Raw genomic sequence first — 24,774 nt, 5'->3', positions numbered from 1 at the left:
CCCGGCCGGCCGCGATGGACAGCGAGAGGGGAAGCCCCCGCCGCGGAAAAGAAGCCGCGCCCCGGCGCACGATCGTCCATGTGGACATGGACGCCTTTTTCGTCGCGGTCGAGCGCATGAACAACCCCTCGCTCCGCGGAAGGCCGGTCATCGTGGGCGGGAGCACCGGCAGCCGCGGCGTCGTTTCCGCCGCCTCCTATGAGGCGCGAAGCTCCGGCGTTCACTCTGCCATGCCGATGACCACCGCTCGCCGCCTTTGCCCGGACGCCGTCTATCTCCCCGCCCGGCATCACCGGTACACGGAAGTCTCCGGGCAGGTCATGGAAATTCTCCGCGGCTTCTCCCCCGTTCTTCAGGCCGTCTCGGTGGACGAGGCCTATCTCGATCTCACGGGCACCGAACGTCTTTTCGGCCCGCCCCTCGCGGCAGCCCAGCAGATGCGCGATGCCCTCATGGGCGAGGTGGGCTGTTCCGCCTCCATCGGAATCGCGTCCAACCGGATGATGTCAAAAATCGCCTCCGAACTCGCCAAGCCCGCCGGTATCTTCCAGGTCATTCCGGGTATGGAATCCGCCCTGCTGGCGCCGCTGTCGGTCGAGAAAATTCCCGGCGTCGGGAAAGTGACAGCCGGGCGGCTCCGCACGCTCGGCGTAGGGAAGGTGCGCGATCTGGCCCGATTCCCGCTCGCCATGCTCGAAGCGCATTTCAAGAGCGCGGGGCCGGATCTCTACCGCAAGGCCCGCGGCGAGGACGCCGCCGAGCTGATCATGGAGAGCGCCCCGAAAAGCTTGGGCAAGGAACCCACCTTCCCCGCCGATCAGAGCGATCCCGTCTTCCTCGAAGGAATCATCAGCCGCCTCGCGGATCAAGCCACCTCGCGCCTCCGCAAGCGAAAAATGGAATCGCGGGGAGTGACCCTGAAAATCCGGTATGCCGATTTTTCGACTTTTACGCGGGCGGCCCCGCTCGATCCGCCCACGGACCTCGCCCGTCCGGTCACCGAAACCGCCTTGCGCCTCCTGCGCCGCGAGCTGGGCCCGAAGCACCGGCCGGCGGTGCGCCTTCTCGGGGTTTATCTCACAGGCCTCTCGGAGAAAAACCTGCAGCCCCTGCTCATCGAGGAAAAAGATCGCGCGCGCGAAGAACGCCTCACGGCAGGGCTGGACGCCGTCCGGGATCGCTTCGGCGAAAGCGCGCTGATTGCGGGGCGGGCGATCGAAAACCTTCAGGTGCAAATGAGAAAAAAGGAATAAAGCGGGCCGGTCTCCTGATCGTCTAGGAGAGAAGTACGATCAGTGTTCCCGCCACTGTCGTACACGCGCCCAGGACCATCGGCCGGGTGATGTTCTCCACGTGCGAAAGAAACACGCTCGCGATGAGGAGCGCGAGAATCGGCTGGAGGGCGGTGACGGAACTGACATGGACCGCGTAGGCGAGCAGAAGGCCCGCGGTGTAGGCCGGCACGGCGATGGACTGGCTGATCGAGGCCAGGGCGAACCACCGCCACCGATCCCAGGGAATCGGCTTCGAGGCGTCCGGTCCCCGATCGAACAGCGAGAGAATCCACAGGCAGGGGACACCCGCCCAGACAACCAGTGTGGCGCCCGCGAGAGGATGCACTTCCTTCACGATGAACTTGAGCATGATCGAGGACAGGCTCCAGATCAGGGTGGTGGCGCCCGCCGCGACATATCCCCAGAAGCGTTCCCGGGCCGAGAAGGAAGGGCCCGCTCCCGCATGGGCCGGGTCCGCCTGGACCATGACCGTCACCCCCAGGATCAGCAGTGCCAAGCCCACCAGCATGGGAATGGTCACCGGCTCCCCCAGGGCGAATGCCGCCATGTACGCGGTGATGACCGGGGTGCTCGTCGCCACGGGCAAGGTGCGGCTCGGCCCGATCCGGCGGATGGCGAAATAGTAGGTCAGCCGCGAGCACGCCACCATGATGAAGCCGGTGGCGGCAATCAGGCCGATCGTCTCCAGGCGCATGGGCCAGAAAGAAGAGATCGGGACAAAATACAAAGTGATCGGGGTCAAAAGAATGAGGTTCGTCGTCGAGAGCAGCGCCGTGCTTTTGACGAGCGGCGCGCCCTGGATGCTGACCCGCACGAAGAAAGAGAGAACCGTCCAGCCCACAAGGGCAACCGCCGCGAACATGAGCCCCGTGGCCTGAGAGCTGAACTCCATACAAAGGCACCATTCTCTGGCGCCCCCGCCGCGCGGGCCACGCCGGAACAAGAATTTTCGGAAAAACAGCTTACAAAAGAATAGCACGAAACCGGGAGGGAAACCCTTCACGCGGGGGAAACAAGCCCCCGATAGTCCTTCACATCGGTGGCCGCCTTGGCGAAACGATAGGGAACGTACTTGTCACGAAACATGTCGCGGACCCGGTGAAGTCCCTCCTCCGTTCCGGGGGAGGCAACGCGGATGTCGAGTTCGATCCCTGCGACGCCGCCCGTGCGGGCCGGTCCGATAACAAAACAACGATATCCTTGTGGAATTCTATCCTATCCCCCCTCCATCCGAGTCAAAACCGCCGAGGCGAACCCCAGGAGCCGGAGCACCTCCCAAAGTTGCCTCGGGTTCCACAAAGAGGATGTTTTCAGAGGGTCCACGTGATCGAAGCCCTCCAGAACGAGGAGCCGGACCGGGCCGCCGTCCGCCCGCCGCCGCGCCGCCGCCGCCAGCCGCTGGCTCTCGCGGGGGGGAACGAACGGATCTCCCTTTCCGTGGAGCAGGAAAAGAGGCATCCGCGTTTCCGCGAGCGGCCCCGCCATGGACCAGGCCGACATCCGCGCACGCAGCGCAGGCGCCTGGCCCGCGAGAAGAGCTTCGAACTGTTTCGGGTCGCGGTTTTCGAGAAGCCCGATCACCCGCCGCGCCGCATTCGGCAGGCGCACCTTGATCGCGTTCACGTCCGCCACTTCGGAAATCAGCTTCCGGCGAACGATGGCTTCGATCTCCGCGGGATGGCTTTCCAGGCCGAGGAGGTCCGGGTTGTGGCGGAGGAACAGCCATTTCCCCAGCCGGACAGGGGGGCCGCCGGGAAAGGCGGGCTGATCATCGCGGCCGCTCGTGGTGAGATGCCGGATGACTTCGGTCAGCTCGAAGTAGGCGCCGAAAGCGATGAAGTAGCCCAGCTTCCCCCGGAGGGCCGGCCGTCCCGCCGCCTGCATCGCCGGCCCGGCGGCGAAGGAGAACGCGAACATGCCGCACGCCCTTTGGGGGGCGGCGTATTTTTCATCCAACCGCAAAAAGGCCGCTTCCATGCGATCGGCATCCGCCGCCTCGGGGCGAAACTGCACCATCCCCGCCAGCTCGGGAACGGCCACCACAAACCCAAGGCGGCCGAGCGCACGGGCGAACAGGACGATGCGCGGGTCACGGCGACCGCGATCAGTCATCCCGTGCGCCAGTAGAACGCACCCGCGGCGCCGCTCTTCTCCAGGCGGGGATTCGGGAAGATAGATATCGAGCTCCCCCCCGGCAAGCGCGGCTGCCTCCCGGCGGGGCGCCGGGCGCTGGGCGAGCCAACTGCCTCCCTCTCCGGAAAAAACCGCCTGCAGCAGAAGCATCCCGTCTACCGGGTGGCGCCCCTCCGGCGTTTTCTGCAGAAGCGCTCCCGCGCCCGCCGCCATCAGAAGGAAAAAGACGAGGGAGAGAAGTTTTCTCCACATCGCGCTTTCCTATCCGGCCTTGTTTTTATGGAGATAGGACTTGAGGTGGATTCCCGTGTAGGAGAGCTTCGAGCGGGACACCATCTCGGGAGGGCCCTCGGCGATGATGCGGCCGCCCGCCTCGCCGCCTTCCGGCCCCAGGTCGATGATCCAGTCGGCGCAGCGAATGACATCGAGATTGTGCTCGATGACCACCACCGTGTTGCCCAGGGCGACGAGGCGGAGCAGAACCTCCAGCAGGCGCTCGACGTCCTGAAAATGAAGGCCGGTCGTGGGCTCGTCCAGAAGGTAGAGCACATCGCGGGGGGGCTTGGCGACGAGATGGCTGGCGATCTTCAGCCGCTGGGCTTCGCCGCCCGAGAGCGTGGTCACCGGCTGGCCGATGCGCATGTAGCCGAGCCCCACATCCCGCAGGACGTGCAGCTTCTTCACGATCGTTTGGGAGTTCTCGAAGAACATAATCGCCTCCTCGACCGTCAGGTTCAGCACCTCGTGGATGTTCAGCCCTCTGTACTTGACCCCCATTGCCTGCGGCTTGAAGCGCTTCCCCTCGCAGTCGGGACAGCGAATGAACAAATCCGCCATGAAGTGCATCTCCACCTTCTGGAATCCCGTTCCTGAACAGGACTCGCACCGTCCTCCCTGCGAGTTGAACGAAAAATGTCCCGGCCCGTAACCGAGCGTGCGTGCGCCCGTCGTGTCGGCAAACAGGCGGCGGATAACATCGTAGGCCTTGAGATAGGTGACCGGGTTGCTCCGGGGGCTTTTTCCGATGGGGCTCTGATCGAGGAGCACCACGTCTTCGATGTGCTCGAAGCCGTGTATCTGCTGAAACTTGCCCACGTGATCCGTGCCCCCGTGAAAGATCCGGGCGAGGGCGGGGTAGAGCGTGTCGTGCACCAGCGTGCTTTTGCCGGAGCCGGAAACGCCGGTGATGGCGCTGAAGGCGCCGATGGGGATGTGCAGGTCCACATTCTTGAGATTGTTCTCCGAGGCGCCGATGAGGGAGAGCATCCGCCCATCGCGCGCGGGCCGTGCTCTCGGGCGCCGCGGAATCACCCGCCGCGCCCCCCGCAGATATTTGGCGGTCACGCTCTCCTCGCAGGCGAGAAGCGATTTTCTCGGACCGGCGTATATGACCTCCCCGCCGCGCTCGCCGGCCCCGGGGCCGAGATCCACGACATAGTCCGACTCTTCGATCACTTCGCGGTCGTGCTCCACCACGATAAGAGTGTTCCCCCGCTCCACCAGGTCTTTGAGAATTTTGATGAGCTTCGCGTTGTCGCGCGGATGGAGGCCGATGGTCGGCTCATCCAGGATGTAGAGCGTGCCGGTCAGATGCGCGCCCAGCTGGTTCGCCAGGTTGATCCGCTGCGACTCGCCGCCGCTCAGCGTGCGCGTTTCCCGATCGAGGGCGAGATAGTCCAGCCCCACATGATGAAGAAAATCGAGCCGATCGCGCACCTGCCGGAGAATATCGCGCGCGCGCGCTTCCTGATCGGGGCGGAGGGGAATTTTCTCCAACCATTCGAGGAGGTTGTCGACCGGCATCGCGCAGATGTCGGCGATGCTCTTCCCCCCCAGCTTCACCCAATGGGCCTCGGGGCGCAGGCGGCTCCCGCCGCAGGAGGTGCATTCGCGAAGACTCTGAAATCGGCGGATGAACACCCGCACCCAAACCTTGTATTTTTTCCTTCGGAGCCGATCGAAGTGAGGATGTACGCCGAGAAGGCGATCGGTACCGTTGAGCACCATCTCTTTATGGCTCTCGGGAAGCAGCTTCCAGGGTTTGTGGATATCGAGGCCTTCGTGTTTCGCGGCCTCCTGAAGCTGGCGGCCGAAGTGACTCCGGTAGCGCGGCCGCGTCCACGGAGCGATCGCTCCTTGCGCCAACGACCGGTCCGGGTCCGGGACGATCAGATCCTCATCGAGCACAAGCATATTTCCGAACCCGCCGCACGCATGGCAGGCGCCCTGCGGATTGTTGAAGCTGAAGGTCAGCGGAGTGGGCCCCTGGAAGGATTGTCCGCAGCATTCGAGCCGCCGGGAAAAGCGGAAGAGGGGACCATCCACGACCTGTATTTCGGCGACATCCCCCCCTTCGCGGAACGCCGTCTCGAGCGACTCGCCCAGCCGCGCGCGGGTCTCCGCCGAAAAAATCAGGCGGTCCACCACAACGCGGAGGTGAAACGCCCCGGTGATTTTCTTCGGGACGGCTTTTTTCTTCTGCTTGGGCGGCCGGCCCTTCCGGGCGGCTTTTTTTTCTTTTGCAGGCGGGATTTCCGGGAGGACGGCTTTTTCGCGGAGCAGATCGGCGAGGCCGGGGCTGACGTCGTGCACCTCCCCGTCCACCATCACGCGGATGAAGCCCTGTGCCATCAACCCCTTCAAAAAATCATCCAGCTCGCTCTCGGGGGGAAGAACCGCGGGGAAAAGAACAAAGCCGCGCTCCCCCTCGCACTCCCCGAGAACCACGTTCACCGAGCTGTCCACGGTGGAGGGCCGGACGGGATTCCCGCACGCGGGGCAGTGAATGTCGCCGGCCTTCGCGTACAGCAGCCGCAAATAGTCGTAGATCTCCGAAGCGGTTCCGACCGTGGAGCGGGAGTGTTTGACCGGGTTGTATTGCGCGATGGCAATGGCCGGGCTGATGCCCTCGATGGCGTCCACATCCGGCTTGTCCACCCGCTCGAGGAACTGCCGGGCGTAGGTCGAGAGGCTCTCCACGTACCGGCGGTGTCCCTCGGCGTAGATGGTGTCGAAGGCGAGCGAAGACTTTCCCGAGCCGCTCGGGCCCGTCACGACGATAAAATTTTCCCGGGGAAGGCGAAGGGAAATCCCCTTGAGATTGTGCTCGCGGGCCCCTTCGATGACGATGTCATCCATCCGATGCGCATCCTTAAAAGCAGAAATTTCCAGCCCTCCAGTATGGCGGGGGGGCCGAGAAAGTGTCAACGGGACGGGTGTGGTATAGTGCCCGTATTCGCCCGCCGGTTGGGGAGTTCCTCATGCGGAAAAGCGCAACTCTCATTCTTGCCCTCGCAGCCGTCCTCCTCTCCGGAGGCTGCGATGTCCTGTCACAAAAAATCAGCCGAACGGACTCCGTCCAGCCGGGCGGCGGAAGCAGCCTGATATTCAACCGGCCATACGAGATCGTCTTTGCCGCAGTGGTCCGCGTGATGAATCTGAATGAACAGGACATCCGGGAGGCCGACTCGCAGACCGGCCGGATCGTGGCCGTCAGCGGGACGAGAAGAATCGGGGTTTTTGTCGAAAAATTCTCTGACATTCAGACGCGGGTGGAGATCACTTCAAATATCCGCGAAGACGATTTTTTCTCCCAACTTCGCGAACAGATTATCGTCTATGAGAAAAAAAAGGCGCTGAAGGCGGAAAGCGAGAGAATCGCTCTCGAAAAGAAAGCCGAGGAGAATGCGCCGCTTCGGGCCAACGCCCCCCGCAAGGCCATTCCCACCGAACCGGTCGAGCAGCCGCAGGCCGCGCCCGCCGAGCCGCAGCGCCGGCGATACCCGCGCTAGGGATCAAATCCCCCTCAGGCGGCCGCCATCCACCATAAACACCCCGCCCGATATGAAACTCGCCTGGGGAGAGGCAAGAAAAGCCACCATCTGGGCGAATTCATCCGGCCGTCCTAGGCGCTTCAGGGGAAAATCTGCTGAAAGCCTCGCCATGGCCTCCTCCGGCGTGATGCCAAGATTTTCGACCATTCGCTTCTGCCCCTCCAGAACGCGGTCCGTCAAAATCATGCCCGGCGCAACAACGTTGACCAGTATGTTGTCAGGGCCCAGCTCGCGGGAAAGAGATTTCGACAGGCCCGCCACGGCAGGACGCATCACGTTCGAGAGAAGAAGCTGATCGATGGGCTCGCGCACGGAGCTCGACAGGATAAACAGAATGCGGCCGTACCCCCTTCCGCGCATATGGGGAAGCGCAGCCCGCACCAGGCGGATCGCGCTCATCACGCCCAGCTCAAAGGCGGAAAACCAGGGCACGTCATCGTCGAGATCGGAGAAATTTCCGCGGGGAGGCCCCCCCGCATTGGAAACGAGAATATCCACCCCGCCGAAGTGTGATGCCGCACCTCCCACGAATTTTTTCACGTCCTCGGCCGCGCTCATGTCCGCCGCGCAGTGCCATACATCGGCGCCCGTCTCTGCCGCGATGGCGGCAGCCGCTTCGGCAACCGAGCCGGCATCCCGCGAACAGATGGCAACTTTCGCGCCCCGCCGGGCGATTTCAAGCGCGCAGGCCCGGCCGAGTCCCTTGCTGGCCGCCGCGACGAGCGCGATTTTTCCCTCTAAGTCACGGATTTCACTCACTTTATTTCTTGCCCTTCCCCGTAATTTCGACGTAATGGCGTATGATGTCTGTCTCCGTAATCAGGCCGATGAGATCCCCTTCCTTGTCCACGACCGGCAGACAGCCGATCTTCGCTTCAATCATGCGCCGGGCGGCGTCCACGACGAGCTCGTCCGGATCGGCGACCTTCACTTTCGACGTCATGATCTGCTCCACATCCACCCCTTGAAGGAACTGCGCTTCCTCATCCTGCGAGTATTCCGCAATCGAGGAAAGCCGTGCACGCAAAAGGTCGCGCTGGCTCACGATTCCCACCACGCGGCCGCCCTTGGTCACCGGCATGTGGCGAATATTGCCTTCCTTCATGATTTCATTGACGAGATCGAGCTGCTCATCAAGACTGATCGGCACCACGTTCTTCGTCATGAGATCGCGTACACGCATTTGCATCGCTCCTTTTCGCATATCACCGCTTTTCCTTCTTGGGATTCCGCGGGGAGATAACAATTAAAGCCGGAACAAACCGGCCCTCCAGATGGCGTCGATAGTTCTCGCCCTGTATGTATAGCTGCGAACTGGCCCCGCCGTCGAGGTTCATCGCCTCCTTCATGCCAAGGCCTCCTTCCGCTTCCGGCCGTGAAAGAATCGCCTGCATCTCGCACCAGGAAATTCCGCTGCCGTTCGTGTGACTGACGATAACCACCAGCCGCCCCCGGGAGTCGAGGGCCAGGATGCTTCTTCGGGCCGGCCGTTGAAATTCACGATACGAGCTCAGATCCGTCACCGGGCGCCCCCGGCGGACAAGGTAGGGGCCCGCCTGGAACGCTTCGTCCGCACGGCTGGGGCGAAAATCATCCCGATCCGAAATGCCCACCCTTGCGCCGCCCTTCTCGACATGAAAAACGGCCCCGAAATGCAGCGCGGTGCGCCGGCCCCGGTACAGAAGGCGCCGGTTGAATACCTTTCCGCCCGTCTTGAAAAAGCCCAGCGGCCTGCCGTCCGTCCCGAAGTATCCGGCATTCACGACAACGGCCGCGCCTGTGCGCCGGGCGATCGCCGGGGGGGCATCTTCATTTTCAAAAACTTCCTTGGGCTGCCAGTGAAGACGGACGATAAATTCTCCGGGCGTTATCCGTACCATGGACATTTGCTCGAATACATCTTCCGCAAATTGAATGCGCAACTCGCGAACATCCATCCCCGGCGCCACGCTCTGCCATCCGGGGGGCGAATCAACACGCCCCGCCCGTAGGCAACTCACCTCGGCCGCCGCCGCGGGAAGCGCCGCGGCCACTGCCAAAAGAAAGATGGCCAGCACCCGAGTCACGGAATTCAAGGAAATCCCTCTTCTTCCGGGAATCAAAAATTCTTTCGGCGGCTCTCAAAAACCGACGGCACAACCGTCACGCCGGTAATCCGAACCACCCATGAGACCGCCGCCCGGAAGACGGACGATGCCCTGCCCCCCACCGAACCCTTCATAGCCACCGCCCCGGGCCACCTCATGCCCCAGGCCGCGAAGCGTTTCGACGACCGCCCCGGGTACGCCGTATTCTACCGCTAACCCGCGTCCGCCCAACACCCGCAGCCGGGGCGCCTCGATGGCCTCCTGAATGTTCATCCCGAAATCCACCATGTCGGTGAGTATCTGAACGTGCCCCTGCGGCTGCATGTCGCCTCCCATCACGCCAAAGCTCATCCAGGGGGCGCCTTCTTTCATCACAAATCCGGGGATGATCGTGTGGAGCGGCCGCTTGCCGGGCGCGATGCAGTTGGGATGCCCCTCTTCCAGAACAAACCCGAAGCCGCGGTTCTGGAGCATGACCCCGGTTTCGCCCGCCGTGATGCCCGAGCCGAAATGCTTGTAGAGGCTGTTAATGAAAGAGCACATGTTGCCTTCGCGATCGGCCGTCGTGAGATAAACCGTATCGCTCCCCAAAAGCGGATTCCCCGGTCCGGGCAGGGCGGCCTGCGTCCCGATTTCCATCCGGCGCCTCTCCGCGTACGCCTTCGAGAGCAGCTCCGCGGTGGGAACTTCCGCCTGAAGCGGATCAGCGATATAGCGATCGCGATCGGCGAAGGCGAGCTTGAGGGATTCGGCCAAAAGGTGCAGGTGTTCGGCCGAGCCGAAGCTCAACTCGGAAAGGGGGAAACCCTCCAGGATGTTGAGCGCCATAAGGGCGGTGATCCCGGGGCCGTTCGGGGGGATCTCACAGAGTTCATGGCCGCGGTAGGAAGTCCGTATCGGCTCCACCCATTCGTGCCGCGCCGCCGCCATATCCCCAGCCTCGATGAGACCGCCGTATTTCCGGGATATCTGCACGATGGCCTCGGCGACGGGGCCTTCGTAAAAATACGCTCGGCCGCCATCCCCCAGCCCGTGAAAAGTTTTCGCAAGCGAAGGATTCCGGAAAATTTCCCCCAGGCGAGGCGCCCGCCCGCCCGGAAGATAGACGGCGGCCGAATCGGGGCATTTTTTCAGTTTTTCGACCTGCAGGCTCCAGGCGTTTTGGATCGCCGGCGAGACCGGAAACCCTTTTTCGGCATAGCGGGCGGCCGGGGCCAGAAGATCGGCCAGTGTTTTCTTTCCGCTTCCGCACCGCTCCAGCGCGGCGCACCAGCCGTCCGCCGCTCCCGGAACCGTCACGGCGTGTATGCCGAATTCCGGCATCTGTGTATGGCCCAGCTCGGCGTACCGCTCCCGCGTCGCGGCCCGGGGGGCCCGCCCGCTGCCGTTCAGGCCGAGAAGTTTTTTCTCCCGGGCATCCCAGTAGAGCATGAACATATCGCCGCCGATGCCGGTGGATTGAGGCTCGACCACATTCAGGACGGCAGCGGTACAGATGGCGGCATCCGCCGCGTTGCCGCCCTCCCGGAGTATCTGAAGACCGGCCCCTGCGGCCAACGGCTGGCTGGTGGCCACCATTCCGTCACAAGAAAAAACCGGCGACCGGCCCTTGGAGAGGGCCGCCACCGCTGTCGGCTCGGGCATTTACTTCTCCTTATCCCTCATCGGCACAAAAAACTGGGCAAAATTATTTTCACGGGCCAAAACAATTACCCGTCCGCATCGAACGGAAACGGATTTTTGGATTCTTTCGAGAAAAAAGCGTTTGAATTCGAAGAATCCGCCACCGCACCCGGGCCCAAGATACACCGCTTCAGCGCCACGTCTTTTCCAACCGCCGAATTCGGAAGAAGGACCGAATGCCCCGCAGCGGCGCCTTCGGAAAGAGTAGCATTCTCGCCCAAAACAGCGAAAGGGCCCGCCACGGCGCCCAAGCCCAGGCGGACGCCCCGCCCCGCCAGAACGGGAGGACGGAGCGTTCCCTCCCCCCAGGCCACTTCCTTTCCTCCGAGAAAAAAATCGCCGCCAGAGGGCCAGGGAAAAGCCGGGACATGGCGTCCGGCCAGCAGATCGAAATTCGCCTCCAGATAGCGGGAAGGCGTGCCCGCGTCGGCCCAGTACCCGCCGCTCAACACCGCGCCCAGCGGCGCTCCCTCTTCAATCAGCGGGGGGTAGATTTCCTTCGAGATACTGCAAAACCTGCCTGCCGGAATGCGGTCCAAAAACGCGGGTTCCATGAGGCAGGCACCCGTGAACATGGCCTCGGTCAACGCCCCCGAGGGGGTCCCCGGTGCGTCCGCCTTCAGGAAGCGCCGCAGCCGGCCGGCGGCGTCCACCCCCAGAAGGCCGTACCGGGCCCCCTCGGGCGATTCGCGCAAGACCAGCGTCGCCAGATAGCCGCCCTCCCGGTGATGCGCCAGGGCGGCGGAGAGATCGATGCGCGCGGGCGCATCCGCGTTGAGCACAAAAAAAGGACCGCCGCCCTCCCGGAGAAAGTCCTCGGCCTTTTTCAGCCCGCCCGCCGTTCCCAGAAGCTCGGGCTCCTCCGAGTAGTGTATCCGCACCCCGGCGGTTTCATCTCCCAGGGCGGCGCGGACTTCCCCGCCCCTGTGATGAAGATTCACCACCGCCTCGCCGACGCCCGCCTCCCGAAGATTCTCCAGCGCAAACCGGATGAGCGGAACACCGCCGAGGGGGAGAAGGGCCTTGGGGATTTTCTCCCCCAATGGGCCAAGCCGCATCCCCAGGCCCGCCGCCATGACAAACGCACGCATATGCCGCTCCCGCCAAACCGGAATTTTACAGCACAGGGAAGTGTGCGCGGCTGCGGTTCTTTATGCAACGGAAAAGAGAAAAGATTGTTAAAGGGTACGCATGGCGCGTATTTTCATCGCCTCGTTCGTGCCCTCGGTGTGGAACCAGCTCGTCACATCGCGAAGATATTTTTCCATGGGCGATTCGGTCATGTAGCCCATCCCGCCCCACACCTCGAGAGCTTTCGTGGCGATCCGGAAGCAGGTCTCCGAAAGATAGACCTTCGTCATGTCGCCGAGCTTGCGATCCCAGGGGCCGTCCCCGCCCGCCATCCAGGCCGCGTAGTGAAGGAGCCGGCGGCTGGCCTCGTATTCCACGAAACAATCGCACAGCATGAAGCCGATCGCCTGATGCTCGATGATGGGTCTTCCGCCCTGAACGCGGTTGCGGGCATACTCGAGGGCATCCTCATAGGCGGCGCGGGCCGTTCCCAGCACGGTGGCTGTCGACTCAACGTTCGAGCCGCGCAAGTGTTTCGTTCTCGCCTCCAGCGCGTCGTTCACCGGCGTCAGGCGGTTTTCATCCGGTATCCGGAGGTTTTCGAAAACGAGTTCGACATTCTGCGCCAGGCGCAACCCCATCTTGTCGTGATAGCGTCCGATGGAAAAACCCTCCATCTCCGGGTCGGCCATCATGTAGGTAACGCCTCGGCTCACGGGCGCACCCGGGTCGGTCCGCAGCGAGAGCACATAGAGTTTGGCGAGACCGCCGTTGATGATGAAATGCTTCCTCCCGTTCACCACCCAATCGTTTCCGTCCCGGACGGCCGAGGCGCGGAGCCCTCCCTCCGCCCCCGGATAAGCGATCATGTTGTCGGTACCCGCGTTGGGCTCCGAAGAGGCGATGGCGAGATGGAACTGGTGATCGGGCAAAAATCGGGAGAGGAATTTTTCCCGCTGCTTCTCACCCAGAATGCCTGTATAAAATCGGGCCAGCTTCCAGTCCTGATCCAGCGTGATGGCGATTCCCAGCTCGCCCCAGCCGAGTTCCTCGCCCACCAGGCAGCAGGTCAGCATGTCGGCGCCGCCGCCGCCCATTTTTTCCGGAACGGAGAGCGTCCGCAGGCCGATTTGGCTCGCTTTTTCGAGCACCGCCCAAGGGGTTCGCTCCTCGGGCACAGGCTTGCGGTCGAGTTCCTGGGCGACGGGACGCATCTCGCGCTCCGCGAACTCATGGGCCATTTGCTGGAGGGCAAGCTGGTTTTCCGTCAGCGAAAAATCCATCGCGTAAAATCTCCCGCGCCGCGGAGGGTGCGGCCCCCGGCTCTGGTCTTACGCAGCCGCATGGACCCTGTCGAGAATCCCGGTTTCGGCCAGATCCTTTCGGAACGCCTCCCGCTCGGCCGGCGTCAAGGTGAGCACCGGCGGGCGCGGATCGCTGCTGGGCAGGCCGAGCAGCCGGGCCCATTCCTTGATGTAGGCCGTCGTCCGGCCGTTCGGCCCGGTCGTCATGTACTTGGTCTTCACCACCCGCAGCGACGTCAGCGAATTGCTGATCTTCCAGGCTTTTTCCGTGTCTCCCGCCATGGCGGCGGCGTAATAGTCCCGGATGGGGGTATAGCCGGGCACCTGATAGAGATAAGGGCTCGGCGATGAATTGTGCACCTGGACGCCATGATGGAGCAGGCCGACGAGGAAATTGTCCTCGCTCGGATCGCAGACGACGATCTTGTCCCCCACCCGGCGGCGCACCTCGTTCAGATGCACGGGATTGGGAACGGCGTTCTTGATGGCGCAGATGTTCTCAAGATCGGAAAGACGCTCGACAAGCTCGGGGCTCAGCGTGGTGCCCGACTTGGGCTGGTTGAACAGGGCGATGCCGATGTCCACCTGATCGCAGATGGTCTTGAAGTAGAAGAAGATTTCATCGTCATCGTGCGCGCCGTAGACCGGGTTGATCATGATGGCGAAGTCGGCGCCGACTTCCTCGGCATGGTGGGTCAGCTCCACCGCCTCGCGGATGTTGATATGGGCGGTATGGGGAATCGTCATGGCTCGGCCCCGGCTTTCCTCGCAGACGATGTGCTGGGCACGCTTGCGCTCATCCGGGGAGAGCGACCAGAACTCTCCCATCAGTCCGTTGCAGAAAAATCCGTCAATCTTGAGATCGTCAATGCAGGTCCGCACGAATTTCCGCAGACCCTCCTCGTCCATCTGGCCCGAATCCTTGAAAGGCGTGATCAGCGCGGCCCAGATGCCCTTCATGTGCTCCCTGCAATAGGCTTTCGCTTCGGACTTGGTGTACTCCATGGCAGAACCTCCTGAATGAAAAATCCGGCTGAATGAAAAATCCGGCCGCGTAATTTCTACACGACGATCTCTTTTCGGCCGCCGGGGCGGGCGCCCAGCCTCTTGGACAATTCCGCGGCGCCCTCCCGCACCCGCTCCGAGAGGGCCGAAATCCGAGCCTCCGAAAAACGATCGGCAGGCCCGCTCACTCCGAGGGCCGCCGCAACGTCTCCCTGATGATCGAAAACCGGCGCGAACACGGCGCGACCCGTCTCGCGGTACTCCCCCCGCGCGACCGACACCCCTTCTTTCCGGATACGTGCAAGCTGCTGATCGAGAGTCTTGGCGCTTTTGACGGTTCGGGGCGTCAGCGGAGCGAAGCCCGCCGCCACCACCTCTTCCAGCTTCGATGGGGGCGCGAAAGCGAGAATGGCTTTCCCGGAGGCCGTGCAATAGACCGGCGCCCGGAAGCCGGAACGCGTGGACAAACGGAGCGGAAGCAGACTCTCGAACGTGCGTACGAAAACGACCTCCACCCCTTCCAGCATGGCCAGCGAGGTGTTCTCCTTCGTTTCTTCATTGATCCGGTGGAGAATGCCGTTCGCCAGCGCCGCAATTTCGATCTGGTCCTGTGCCGCCGCGGAAAGCTGGAGGAGCCGGAACCCCAGCTGGTAGCCGCCGGTCTGTTCATCGCGCCGAAGGTAGCCGCGATGCTCCAGCACGCGGAGGACGCGGTAGAGGGTCGCCCGCGGAATTCCAAGCCGCGCCTGAATCTCGCGGGCGCTCAACTGCGGCCCGCCTTCCAGAAAGACCTCGATGGTATCGAGTCCCCGGTGGAGCGTGGGGAGGGTCTGATCCATGCGCGCCCTTTCATCTCCAATAATCTTAATCTCGAGCAATATTTATCTCTGGTAAGAGACATATATATCTATATGGATACAATTTTCTCCCGACTTCCGGAAATGTCAAGACGCGCCCCCCCCCTCAGCGTTTACGGACAAATGCCCCTGGATGAAGAATTCCGGTCAAAACAGAGGAAATGACGCGGCGAAAGTCCGCTCAGCGGAGACTTTCACGGGGGGGCGAGCGCGACGCGCTCCGGGGTGATGGGAAGGCGGGTGAACCTCTTTCCGGTGGCATCGTGAACGACGTTGGCGATGGCGGCGAGGGTGGGCACCATGTAAAGGGCATTCGAGAGCTTGTGGCCTGCGGCGAATACCGGCGATCCTTCTGCCTTCGGCGGCGCATCCACGCGCGGGATATTCACCCCGATGAGATCGCCCGCGTCATCGGGTGCGCCGAACATCTCCTGATAAAACCTTTCGGCCATTCTCTTCTGAAAAAAGCAAGAATCAAACCACGAAAAAACGAGAGTGAGGCGGAAACGACAGGAAACCACTCCGGCCAAACTGAGGAAAACTACTTCTCCGAATCTTCTCCGCCCCGCCTGCGACGGAATAACCGTTCGATCTCATCCGCCATCTCGCGGCCGGGAGGAAGCTCTCCCTCGACCGCCGGAGCATCGTCCGCATCATCATCGTCGTCCTCCATCTCTCCGGAGAAATCATTGCCCGACTGGGCGTCGGAGAAAAGGGAGGCGATTTGCGGATTCTGGGCGATCATGCTTTCCACCTGATCGTTGAAGCGGCCGGCGGAGCGCTCCATGCCGCCCAGGTCCAGGCTCACCTCGGTAAACCGCGAGAAGCACTGTAGCAGGGCCAGAGTGGCTTTCGGATTGGAAATGCCACCGATATAGTGCGGGACATTGGCCCAAAGGCTGACCGCGGGGTGGCCCTCATCCTGAAGCAGGGAATGCACCACTCCGACGATGCCGGTCGGTCCCTCATAGCGCGTCATCTCCACGTTCAGGCGCTCGCCCAGGGCGGGCTCGGTGGCCAGACCGATCAGGTGAATCGGCTCCGTATGCAGGTCCCCTCCGAGAAACGCGCCCAGTGTGACCGACATCTGAACGCGGCTCCGGTGAATGACCTTCAGAACGTCCCGGCTGAACCGGCGCCAATTGATGTGCGGCTCCACGCCGATGCCGACGATCAGATCACGCTTCAGCTCGGGGCTGACGCAGTAGTAGAACTCATTCGAGGGCCAGTGAATCTGCCGGTTTCCTTCCGCGTCGAGCCTGACCTGCGGCCGCTGATCGGTGTACTGGAAATAGGGGTCGGAATGAATCCAGGCGAACCGTTTCCCGTTCAGCTTGCGCACCAGAAAGCGAACCGCGTCCGTCGCCGCCTCCGAGGCGTCGTTCCATCCGGCAAAGGCCATCACAAAAAGCGGATCACGAAGGACCGGCAAGCCGTCCATGTGAAGGGTATCCATCTTCTCCTCCCCTGTGTTCGAGAATCGAGTTGATGAATGATTCTCCCCGAAGATTCCCCCCGACGATGATCTTACTCGTCCGCCGAACGGTTCTCAAACAGGACCGGAACGCGCATAACTCCCATTTCCCGGCCTGGCGGCGCGCGCGGCGGCAAAATCGCTAAAAAGCCGGATGCAAATCCAGTTGATCGTAAATGTTCCCGAGGCCTGCCTTCTCAAGCATCTGGGCCCTCGGGCCCAGCACCCGGGGATGATCCAGGGAGGGATCATCAATGTATCCGCCCTGCTCCTGCACCTCTTCGCGGCTCAGGCCCTTGTCCTTCATCTCCTTCACCATTCCGATGACGCGGCGGAGCTTCGTCCGCTGCACCTCAATCTCTTCTTTTCCGCAGGGATCGCCGTGGCCCGGAACGAACCAGTCCACATCGAGGGACTCCAGTAGCGCCAGCGAGTGAAACCAGCCCCATACCGACGCCGAATGAAAGAAAGGATGCATCCCCGGCGTGAGATTGTCCCCGGTGAAAACCACCCGCGCCTCGACCGCATGGACCAGCGTTTGTCCCCAGGTGTGCCCCGGCGAATGAATCAGATGAAAGGTCTGCCCGCCCACAGCCAGGGTCAGGCGATCGCGGAAAACGATTTCAGGCCAGCGAAGCTTGTAGCCCTCCATGTGCACGACCTCTTCTTCCTTGAGGCGCCGGATGAAATCCACTGTTCCCTCGTCGGATTTCACCGAGTCGAGAAAATGCGCATTCGTGTATTCCCCCGAAACCATCACATCCGCGCCGAGATAGCGGTTCGCCACGATGTGGTCGGCATGGTGCTCGCTGTTGATGTGGTAGCGGAGACCTCCCTTTTTCTCGATGAACGACCGCCATGCGATGGCGTCCGAAGGAAAGGATGGCCCGTCCACGGCCACCGCCCCCGCATCGGTCACCACGCACCCGGAGGTGGGATAGATATTCTGATAATAGACGCTATCGGTAAGTTGCTTCTCCACAACCATCGCTCCTCTCTTCAAGGGAAAGCGGGTTCAGCGGCCGACGATCAGCAGCGCCGCTCCCGCCACAATGACAAGGGTCCCGACACTCACCCGCCAATTCACCCGCTCCTGCTGCTGCAACAGCAACCATGAAAACAAGACCACAAAGACCGGCCGGGTTTGTGCAATCGGGGCAGCAACAACGACCGGCGCCCGCGCCAAGGCAAAATAGAACAGCGTCACCCCCATGCTGGCGACCCCTCCGGCGGCCACCAGCCAAGCCCATGATGAGAGGCTCCAGCGTCTCATCTCCGCGGCGGGGGAGCGCCCCCACAACAGCGGCAGGTAGGTCAGAAAACCCACGATGTTGGCAAAAAGATTCGCCTGGTTGGGAGAGGCAAACGCGTGAATGCCCGGGCGCACAAACCCCACCGAGAGGCCAAAAGCCAGCGCGCTGAGGAGCGCCAGCGTGATCCCCCGGAGGGATGCGTGCACGCTGCCCGCCACCTGCTCCGCCCGGCTCCGGCCCAGAAGCAGGCAGCCGGCCACGATGAGAAGCGTGCCCAATACTATCGTGACAGTCAGCCGCTCACCCAGGAACAGGACGCTGAAAATCATGGCGAAGAAAATGTTGGTCGTCGCCAGGGAACCGGCCCGCGCCGCACCGATATGTTTCATCCCCGAAAAGAGGAGCGTCCGGGCGGCGGTGATCCGGAAAATTCCCGCCAGGGCAATATACAAAACAGGCCAACCCAGCTCGGGCCAGGGCGCGGAAAAATCCCCCAGAAAAAAAGACACCAGCGCCAGAACCGGCAACCCCACGAAAGCGGAAACGGCTGTCCCGGTAAGAGGATCAACTTCCCGCATCCCGAGCCGCCCGGTGATGTCCCGGCACGCCAGAAGAAAGGAGGCTCCGACCGCAAAGAGAACAGCGGCTTCCATCAAGCGTTATCCGCAGAGAGTTTCTCCCGGATGGCGTCCGCGCTTTCCGCGCGGTTGTAGTCCTGATTCAAATCCCCGTCCCCCGCCGGGCTCTTCGCCGTGAAGAACACCGCGGGGCCCTCGACGATGCGGATGGCGTGGTTCTCGTTCCGCGGGATGTGGACGAGATCGCCCTTCCCGACGATGCGCTCCTCATCGCCGAGCACCATATGCACCTTGCCCGCCATGATGAGAATGTACTGTTCCTCGTTCGGGTGAAAGTGCGCGGGCGGGCCGAACCCCTCGGGGTAGGTCACCATGCCGACTTTCATGAATTCGCCCGAGACGCTCTGCATGAAGCCGCCCTCAACCATGTTGCTCACATCGCGCTTTGGAATTTCCGAAACTTTGTAGAATGCCATCTCGAAAGACTCCTCTGATGGGTATGAAAAATTTATTTTCCCGCGGCGGAATCGAGCCGCCTCTCATAAGCATCGCCGCCATCCACCTCGCGGTAATCCTGTGTCAGGCCCCCATCTCCGGCCGGAGATTTCGCCGTGAAAAACACCGCCGGCCCTTCCAGGATGCGCATCGCATGGACCACGCCCCGGGGAAGGTGAACGATGTGCCCTTTCTCTACCGTTTCCTCCTCTTCGCCGACAATCATGCGCACCTTGCCCTCGAGGACGAGAACATATTGCTCCTCGTTCGGATGAAAATGCGCCGGGGGGCCCTTTCCTTCCGGGAAGGTCATTACGCCGACCTTCATGAGCTCTCCCGGTACGCTCTGCATCTGTCCCACAGCCACATCGGAGTCTTTCTTCTTCATCTCGGAGAACCGGTAGAACGGCATCTGCGCAAGTCCCTCCTCGGGATGTGCCATGGCATCATGAAAAAAGAAATTCCATCGGTAAACTGCCTCTTTCCATACCGGGGACGAAGGAAAAACCGCTCCCGCCCCAGGCACATGGATTCCATTGACCTGAATGTGTACGAATGATAGTTACCATACTATCGGAATCCTTAAAATCTTCGGAACCGTTTCGACACGGAACCGGGCAGCGGCCCGCAACTTGGACAGGCGCCCTTTCCGGCAGGGGGAAAAGAAAATGCGCGGGCTGATGATGGATTTTCCGTTGCTGATTTCCACGCTTCTCAAATTCGCGGCCCAAAACCACGCCGACACCGAAATCGTTTCCCGGACGGTGGAAGGCCCGATTCACCGCTACACCTATGCGGACGCGAACCGCCGTTCGAAAAAACTCGCCAAGGCGCTTGGACGGCTCGGCGTGAACATGGGCGATCGCATCGCCACCCTCGCCTGGAACGGCTACCGCCACTTCGAGATCTACTTCGGCGTCTCCGGCTCGGGCGCCATCTGCCACACCATCAACCCGCGCCTTTTTCCCGAGCAGATCGCCTACATCATCAATCACGCCGAGGATGCCTACATCTTTTCCGATCTCACCTTCGTTCCCCTCTTGGAGGGAATCGCCGGCCAAATCCCGGGCGTGAAAGGGTTCGTCATCATGACGGACGAGGCCAACATGCCCAAGACGAAGCTGAAGAACGCCCTGTGCTACGAACGGCTTCTCGCCGCGGAGGATGACGGCTACGAATGGCCGGTCTTTGACGAGAACACAGCTTCCGCGCTTTGCTACACTTCGGGGACCACCGGAAACCCCAAGGGCACCCTCTACAGCCACCGAGCCACGGTCCTTCACTCCTACGCCGTGGCGCTTCCCGATTCGCTCCACCTCTCCGCCCGGGAAGTGGCGATGCCGGTGGTGCCGATGTTTCACGTCAACGCGTGGGAGTTTCCCTATGCCGCGCCGCTGGCGGGGGCGAAGCTCGTCTTCCCCGGCCCCAAGATGGACGGGGAGAGCCTCCAGGAGCTGATCGAGACCGAGGGCGTGACTGTCACCGCCGGAGTCCCCACCGTCTGGATGCTCCTCCTGGCCTACCTGAAGAAATCCGGCAAGCGGATCGACTCCCTCAAGCGCGCCGTCATCGGCGGCTCGGCCCTTCCCGGCTCGATGATCCAGGAATTCCGCAAGTACGGCACCGCGGCCATCCACGCCTGGGGCATGACCGAATGCAGCTCCATCGGCACCGTCAACCTGCCCAAACGGAAGATGGAGGGGCTTCCCGAAGAAGAGCGCCTCAAGATCGAGATCAAGCAGGGCCGGCCCCCCTTCGGCGTCGAGTTCAAGATCACGGGGGATGACGGCGGGGAGCTCCCCCGCGACGGCGTGGCTTTCGGCAACCTGAAAATGCGCGGGCCCTGGGTGTGCAGCCGCTACTTCAATGAGGAAGAGAGCGACGTGCACGACGCGGACGGGTGGTTCCAGACCGGGGATGTGGCCACCATCGATCCCGACGGCTACATGCACCTCACCGACCGGACGAAGGATGTCATCAAGTCGGGCGGGGAGTGGATCAGCTCCATCGAGCTCGAGAACATCGCCTTCGGCCATCCCGACGTGAAAGAAGCCGCTGTCATCTCGGCGGACCACCCCAAATGGGGGGAGCGGCCCCTGCTCCTCGCCGTGCTGAACGAGGGGGCAAACCTCGCGAAGGAAGACCTCCTCGCCTTCTACGAGGGGAAAATCGCCAAATGGTGCATCCCGAACGACGCGATTTTCGTGGAGGAACTCCCCCATACGGCGACGGGCAAGCTCCTCAAAACCAAGCTCCGCGAGGACTTTGCGGGCTACACCTTCCCCGATTGACCCGCTCTCCAAAGCGCCTGCGGCAGCGCCGCCCCCGCCCCGGCCCTTGAATCCCACCTCCATTTCGGCCATTATCCGGCGTCCCCCGCTCCGGGGGACCGGCCAGCGCGCCGCCATGAACCTTGCCACGCAGGATTCCCGATGCCCATCATCACCCGCGCCGACATCCGCAACCTCGCCATCATCGCCCACGTCGATCACGGCAAGACCACCCTCGTGGACGCCATGCTCTGGCAGAGCGGCATCTTCCGCGAGGGGCAGGAGGTGGCCACCCGCGTCCTCGACTCGATGGACCTCGAGCGGGAAAAGGGCATCACCATCATGGCGAAAAACTGCTCCGTCAATTACCGCGGGGTGCGCCTGAACATCGTGGACACCCCGGGGCACGCCGACTTCGGCGGCGAGGTCGAGCGCATCCTTTCGATGGTGGACGGCGTCATGCTCCTCGTGGACGCCTCGGAGGGCCCCCTCCCGCAGACCCGCTTCGTCGTTTTGAAAGCCCTCGCGTATGCCCTTCCCTTCGTGGTGGTGATCAACAAGGTGGACCGGGCGGACGCGCGGGCCCAAGAGGTCCTCGATGAGATCTACGACCTCTTCATCGATCTCGACGCCTCGGAGGAGCAGCTCGGATTCCCCGTTCTCTACGCCATCGCAAGAGACGGGAGGGCGGGCGCCGCGCCGGATGATCTCGCGGCCAACCTCCAGCCCCTCTTCGAAACCCTGCTCACGGCCATCCCCGCCCCGACGTACGAAGAGGGCGTCCCCCTCCAGATGCTCATCTCCCGGACCGAATACGACAACTACATCGGCCGCCTCGCGATCGGCCGGGTGCGCAGCGGGCGGATTACCGCCAAGAGCGCCGCCCTTGTCGTCGACGATACCGGCAAGGAGATCCCCGGGGATGTGACCTCGCTCTTCCACTACGAGGGCCTCTCCCGGGTGCCCATCCTTGCGGCGGGACCCGGCGAGATCGTCGCCGTCGCCGGCTTCGAGGACGTGGACATCGGAGACACCATCGCCGATCCCGAAGACCCGCGCGCCCTCCCCCCCATCCGGGTGGATGAGCCGACCATCGCCATGACCTTCCGCGTGAACGATTCTCCCTTTTCGGGAAGGAGCGGCCGGTTCCTCACCTCGCGCCAGATTCGCGAACGGCTGCTGCGCGAGGCGCGCAACAACGTCGCCCTCCGCGTCGAGGAGACGGGTACCCCCGACGCCTTCCGCGTCTCGGGCCGGGGCACGCTTCAGCTCGCCGTTCTGATCGAACAGCTCCGCCGCGAGGGATACGAGCTGACGGTGGGCCGTCCCGAGGTCCTTCTCCGCAAGGAGGAGGGCAAGACCCTCGAACCGATGGAGGATGTGGTGGTGGACGTGCCCGAGGAGTACATCGGCATCGTCACCCAGAAGCTCGGCGGCCGGAAGGGAAAGATGGTGAAGATGGTGAACCACGGCAGGGGAAGGGCAAGGCTCGATTTCCGCATCACGAGCCGGGGACTCATCGGCTACCGCAGCGAGTTTCTCTCCGACACCCGGGGGACGGGCCTCTTCACCCACATCTTCGGCGGCTGGTCGCCCTGGTCGGGCGACATCCCGGGAAGGGTGACGGGGGCGCTCATCGCCGATCGGACCGGCAAGGCCACCGGCTATGCCATCAACAACCTTCAGGCACGGGGCACGCTCTTCGTCAGCCCGGTGGATGAGATCTACGAGGGGATGATCATCGGCGAGAACAGCCGCGAGAGCGACATGGCCGTCAACATCACGAAAGAGAAGAAGCTCACCAACATGCGCGCGTCGGGAGCGGACGCCGCCATCCAGCTCATCCCGCCCAAGCAGTTCAGCCTCGAGCAGGCGCTCGAATTTCTGCGAGAGGGCGAGTGCCTCGAAGTCACGCCGGGTGACTTTAGGCTCAGGAAGACGAGCCTGAAGACCTGATCAACCCCTCCCCTCCAGCCCGAAGGCCCCGGCGATGAGCTCGTAGGAGCGCATCCTCGCCTCGAAGCTGTGGCAGACGGTGACGATGACGGCTTCCTCCACGCCGTAGGCGGCGAGATGCGCCTCGATCTGCTCCTTCACCTGATCCGGGGTGCCCCAGATGGTGCGGCTCCAGATATCCTCGGCGAGTTGGCGCTCCATCTCGGTGTAGACGTGCGCCTCGGCCTCCTCGGCCGAGGGGATGGCCGTCAGCTGGCCGGTGCGGATGCGGACGAACCAGAAGACGCGGCAGGCGGCGTGGCGGCGAGCCTCCTCCTCCGTCCCGGCGCACATGACCGAGAGGCCGACGCTCCCCAGAGGCGCATCCCGCCAGGCCGAGGGGCGGAAATGCTCCCGGTAGGCGGCCATGATCTGCGGGCCGCCGTACTGGTTGATGAAGTGCGCGAAGGAAAAGGGAAGGCCGAAATGGGCGGCGTAGCTGGCGCTCTGATCGCTCGAGCCGAGGACCCAGGGCTCGGGACAGGTGGGCCCCTCGGGCATGGCGCGCACTCCGCGGAAGGGATGGCCCTCCTTCAACTCCCCGCGGAGGAAGCCGAGGAGGTCTTCGATCTGATCGGGGAAGTGTTCGATGCCGAGCGCCCCGGGGCCGTGCGCCAGGGCGGAGGCGGTGCGCCGATCGCTGCCGGGGGCGCGGCCGATGCCGAGGTCGATCCGGCCGGGGTAGAGCGTCTCCAGCATGCGGAAGTTCTCGGCCACCTTGAAGGAACTGTAATGGCTGAGCATCACCCCGCCCGAGCCGACGCGCATCTGCTTCGTGCGCCCCGCAATCTGGCCCAGGAGCACCTCGGGCGTCGAGCCCGCGAAGCCGGGCGTGCTGTGATGCTCGGCGACCCAGTAGCGGTGATAGCCCAGGCGCTCGGCGGCTTCGGCGAGGGCGAGGGTTTCGTGCACCGCTTCGGAGGGGGTTCCGCCCGTGCGGATCGGGGACTGATCCAGGACACTGAGAAGCAAAGAAAACTCCGGAAATTTTAACGGCCGGCCCGGTCTACCGGTTGCCGACCTGGATGTAATCCTTCACGTTCTGCACGCCGACCGTTCCGCGAACGACCTGGAGCACGAGCTACTTCTCGTCCTCCGTGCGGGCGGTGCCGATGATGGCGACCTGGCCGCGCACCGCGTTCCAGCGGTAGTTCACGGACTTGACCGCCCGGGTGGTCAGAAGCTTCGCCCTGATCTTGGCGTTGATCCACACATCGTTCACGAACTGGCCGATCTTGCCCTGTTTCGGTTCGCCTTTCTGCTGCGTGGCCTCTCTTCTTTCTTCCTTTTCCGCCGGTGTGACGATTAGTATTTCGTTGTAAACCGCACGCACGCGGCTATCCATCCGGGCCATCTGCTCCACGGCGCTCCGCATGGCGGCGGAATCGAGGGTGCCGGTCAGAAGCACGAGCCCTTTCCAGACCTCGGTGTTCACATCGAG

Annotated in this window: 23 protein-coding genes; 4 read left to right on the top strand and 19 right to left on the bottom strand. The window is 62.8% G+C overall.

Annotated elements, in window-relative coordinates; genetic code table 11:
• Positions 1-14: 14 nt before the first annotated feature.
• Positions 15-1,253 carry a DNA polymerase IV gene (dinB, locus tag O2807_00395; protein ID MDA0998959.1) on the top strand — a complete coding sequence of 413 codons (1,239 nt, stop codon included), beginning with the start codon at positions 15-17 and terminating at the stop codon, positions 1,251-1,253.
• Positions 1,254-1,275: 22 nt separating this feature from the next.
• On the opposite strand, the gene O2807_00390 is transcribed toward dinB, so the two are convergent.
• The 3 genes from O2807_00390 to uvrA form a co-directional block, all read right to left on the bottom strand.
• A complete protein-coding gene (locus O2807_00390) occupies positions 1,276-2,187 on the bottom strand; it encodes a DMT family transporter (GenBank protein MDA0998958.1) in 912 nt (303 codons plus the stop codon).
• A 323-nt stretch (positions 2,188-2,510) separates the two neighbouring features.
• Positions 2,511-3,680 carry a hypothetical protein gene (locus O2807_00385; protein ID MDA0998957.1) on the bottom strand — a complete coding sequence of 390 codons (1,170 nt, stop codon included), beginning with the start codon at positions 3,678-3,680 and terminating at the stop codon, positions 2,511-2,513.
• Positions 3,681-3,689: 9 nt separating this feature from the next.
• On the bottom strand, positions 3,690-6,566 hold the full coding sequence (uvrA, locus tag O2807_00380; protein ID MDA0998956.1) for an excinuclease ABC subunit UvrA: 2,877 nt from the start codon (positions 6,564-6,566) through the stop codon (positions 3,690-3,692).
• Positions 6,567-6,688: 122 nt separating this feature from the next.
• On the opposite strand from uvrA, the gene O2807_00375 reads away from it, so the two are divergent.
• Positions 6,689-7,219 carry a hypothetical protein gene (locus tag O2807_00375; GenBank protein MDA0998955.1) on the top strand — a complete coding sequence of 177 codons (531 nt, stop codon included), beginning with the start codon at positions 6,689-6,691 and terminating at the stop codon, positions 7,217-7,219.
• Positions 7,220-7,222: 3 nt separating this feature from the next.
• Here the strand turns inward: O2807_00375 and O2807_00370 are convergent, their stop codons facing one another.
• The 14 genes from O2807_00370 to O2807_00305 all read right to left on the bottom strand — a co-directional run bounded on the left by O2807_00370 (position 7,223) and on the right by O2807_00305 (position 19,480).
• A complete protein-coding gene (locus O2807_00370; GenBank protein MDA0998954.1) occupies positions 7,223-8,020 on the bottom strand; it encodes an SDR family oxidoreductase in 798 nt (265 codons plus the stop codon).
• Between the two features lies 1 nt (position 8,021).
• The gene (locus tag O2807_00365; protein ID MDA0998953.1) at positions 8,022-8,444 is read right to left on the bottom strand and encodes a CBS domain-containing protein; all 423 of its coding nucleotides are present in this window, start codon (positions 8,442-8,444) and stop codon (positions 8,022-8,024) included.
• Between the two features lie 22 nt (positions 8,445-8,466).
• The gene (locus O2807_00360; protein ID MDA0998952.1) at positions 8,467-9,327 is read right to left on the bottom strand and encodes a phosphodiester glycosidase family protein; all 861 of its coding nucleotides are present in this window, start codon (positions 9,325-9,327) and stop codon (positions 8,467-8,469) included.
• Between the two features lie 54 nt (positions 9,328-9,381).
• Complete coding sequence (ggt, locus tag O2807_00355; protein ID MDA0998951.1) at positions 9,382-10,992, bottom strand: gamma-glutamyltransferase; 1,611 nt, start codon at positions 10,990-10,992, stop codon at positions 9,382-9,384.
• Between the two features lie 65 nt (positions 10,993-11,057).
• On the bottom strand, positions 11,058-12,122 hold the full coding sequence (locus O2807_00350) for an NDP-sugar synthase (GenBank protein MDA0998950.1): 1,065 nt from the start codon (positions 12,120-12,122) through the stop codon (positions 11,058-11,060).
• 87 nt (positions 12,123-12,209) lie between these two features.
• Positions 12,210-13,385 (bottom strand): acyl-CoA dehydrogenase family protein, encoded by a 1,176-nt coding sequence (locus O2807_00345; protein ID MDA0998949.1) that lies wholly within the window; start codon positions 13,383-13,385, stop codon positions 12,210-12,212.
• Between the two features lie 48 nt (positions 13,386-13,433).
• Positions 13,434-14,411 (bottom strand): dihydrodipicolinate synthase family protein, encoded by a 978-nt coding sequence (locus O2807_00340; protein ID MDA0998948.1) that lies wholly within the window; start codon positions 14,409-14,411, stop codon positions 13,434-13,436.
• A gap of 56 nt (positions 14,412-14,467) precedes the next feature.
• The gene (locus O2807_00335) at positions 14,468-15,250 is read right to left on the bottom strand and encodes an IclR family transcriptional regulator (GenBank protein ID MDA0998947.1); all 783 of its coding nucleotides are present in this window, start codon (positions 15,248-15,250) and stop codon (positions 14,468-14,470) included.
• 212 nt (positions 15,251-15,462) lie between these two features.
• On the bottom strand, positions 15,463-15,720 hold the full coding sequence (locus O2807_00330; GenBank protein MDA0998946.1) for a hypothetical protein: 258 nt from the start codon (positions 15,718-15,720) through the stop codon (positions 15,463-15,465).
• Positions 15,721-15,809: 89 nt separating this feature from the next.
• Positions 15,810-16,724 (bottom strand): PAC2 family protein, encoded by a 915-nt coding sequence (locus O2807_00325; protein MDA0998945.1) that lies wholly within the window; start codon positions 16,722-16,724, stop codon positions 15,810-15,812.
• 160 nt (positions 16,725-16,884) lie between these two features.
• Entirely contained in the window at positions 16,885-17,730 is an 846-nt protein-coding gene (locus O2807_00320; protein ID MDA0998944.1) for a hypothetical protein, read from the bottom strand.
• Between the two features lie 27 nt (positions 17,731-17,757).
• Positions 17,758-18,648 (bottom strand): EamA family transporter, encoded by an 891-nt coding sequence (locus O2807_00315; GenBank protein MDA0998943.1) that lies wholly within the window; start codon positions 18,646-18,648, stop codon positions 17,758-17,760.
• The gene (locus O2807_00310; GenBank protein ID MDA0998942.1) at positions 18,648-19,049 is read right to left on the bottom strand and encodes a cupin domain-containing protein; all 402 of its coding nucleotides are present in this window, start codon (positions 19,047-19,049) and stop codon (positions 18,648-18,650) included. The genes O2807_00315 and O2807_00310 overlap by 1 nt, the downstream gene beginning before the upstream one ends.
• 32 nt (positions 19,050-19,081) lie before the next feature.
• Entirely contained in the window at positions 19,082-19,480 is a 399-nt protein-coding gene (locus O2807_00305) for a cupin domain-containing protein (protein ID MDA0998941.1), read from the bottom strand.
• A gap of 256 nt (positions 19,481-19,736) precedes the next feature.
• Here O2807_00305 and O2807_00300 point away from each other — a divergent pair, with 256 nt between their 5' ends.
• Both O2807_00300 and typA read left to right on the top strand, forming a co-directional pair.
• Positions 19,737-21,359, top strand: a complete 1,623-nt coding sequence (locus O2807_00300) for a 3-(methylthio)propionyl-CoA ligase (protein ID MDA0998940.1) — start codon at positions 19,737-19,739, stop codon at positions 21,357-21,359.
• 141 nt (positions 21,360-21,500) lie between these two features.
• Positions 21,501-23,294 (top strand): translational GTPase TypA, encoded by a 1,794-nt coding sequence (typA, locus tag O2807_00295; protein MDA0998939.1) that lies wholly within the window; start codon positions 21,501-21,503, stop codon positions 23,292-23,294.
• Here the strand turns inward: typA and O2807_00290 are convergent, their stop codons facing one another.
• On the bottom strand, positions 23,295-24,305 hold the full coding sequence (locus O2807_00290) for an LLM class flavin-dependent oxidoreductase (protein MDA0998938.1): 1,011 nt from the start codon (positions 24,303-24,305) through the stop codon (positions 23,295-23,297). It abuts the gene before it with no gap.
• Between the two features lie 109 nt (positions 24,306-24,414).
• Positions 24,415-24,774, bottom strand: a 360-nt coding sequence (locus tag O2807_00285; protein ID MDA0998937.1) for a BON domain-containing protein, incomplete at its 5' end; no start/stop codon positions are given.

Source organism: bacterium (genome assembly GCA_027622355.1).
In the GTDB taxonomy this organism is placed as follows: Bacteria; UBA8248; UBA8248; order UBA8248; family UBA8248; genus JAQBZT01.
Note: the sequence above shows the minus strand (reverse complement) of the source record. Positions and strands in the feature narration are given on the sequence as shown.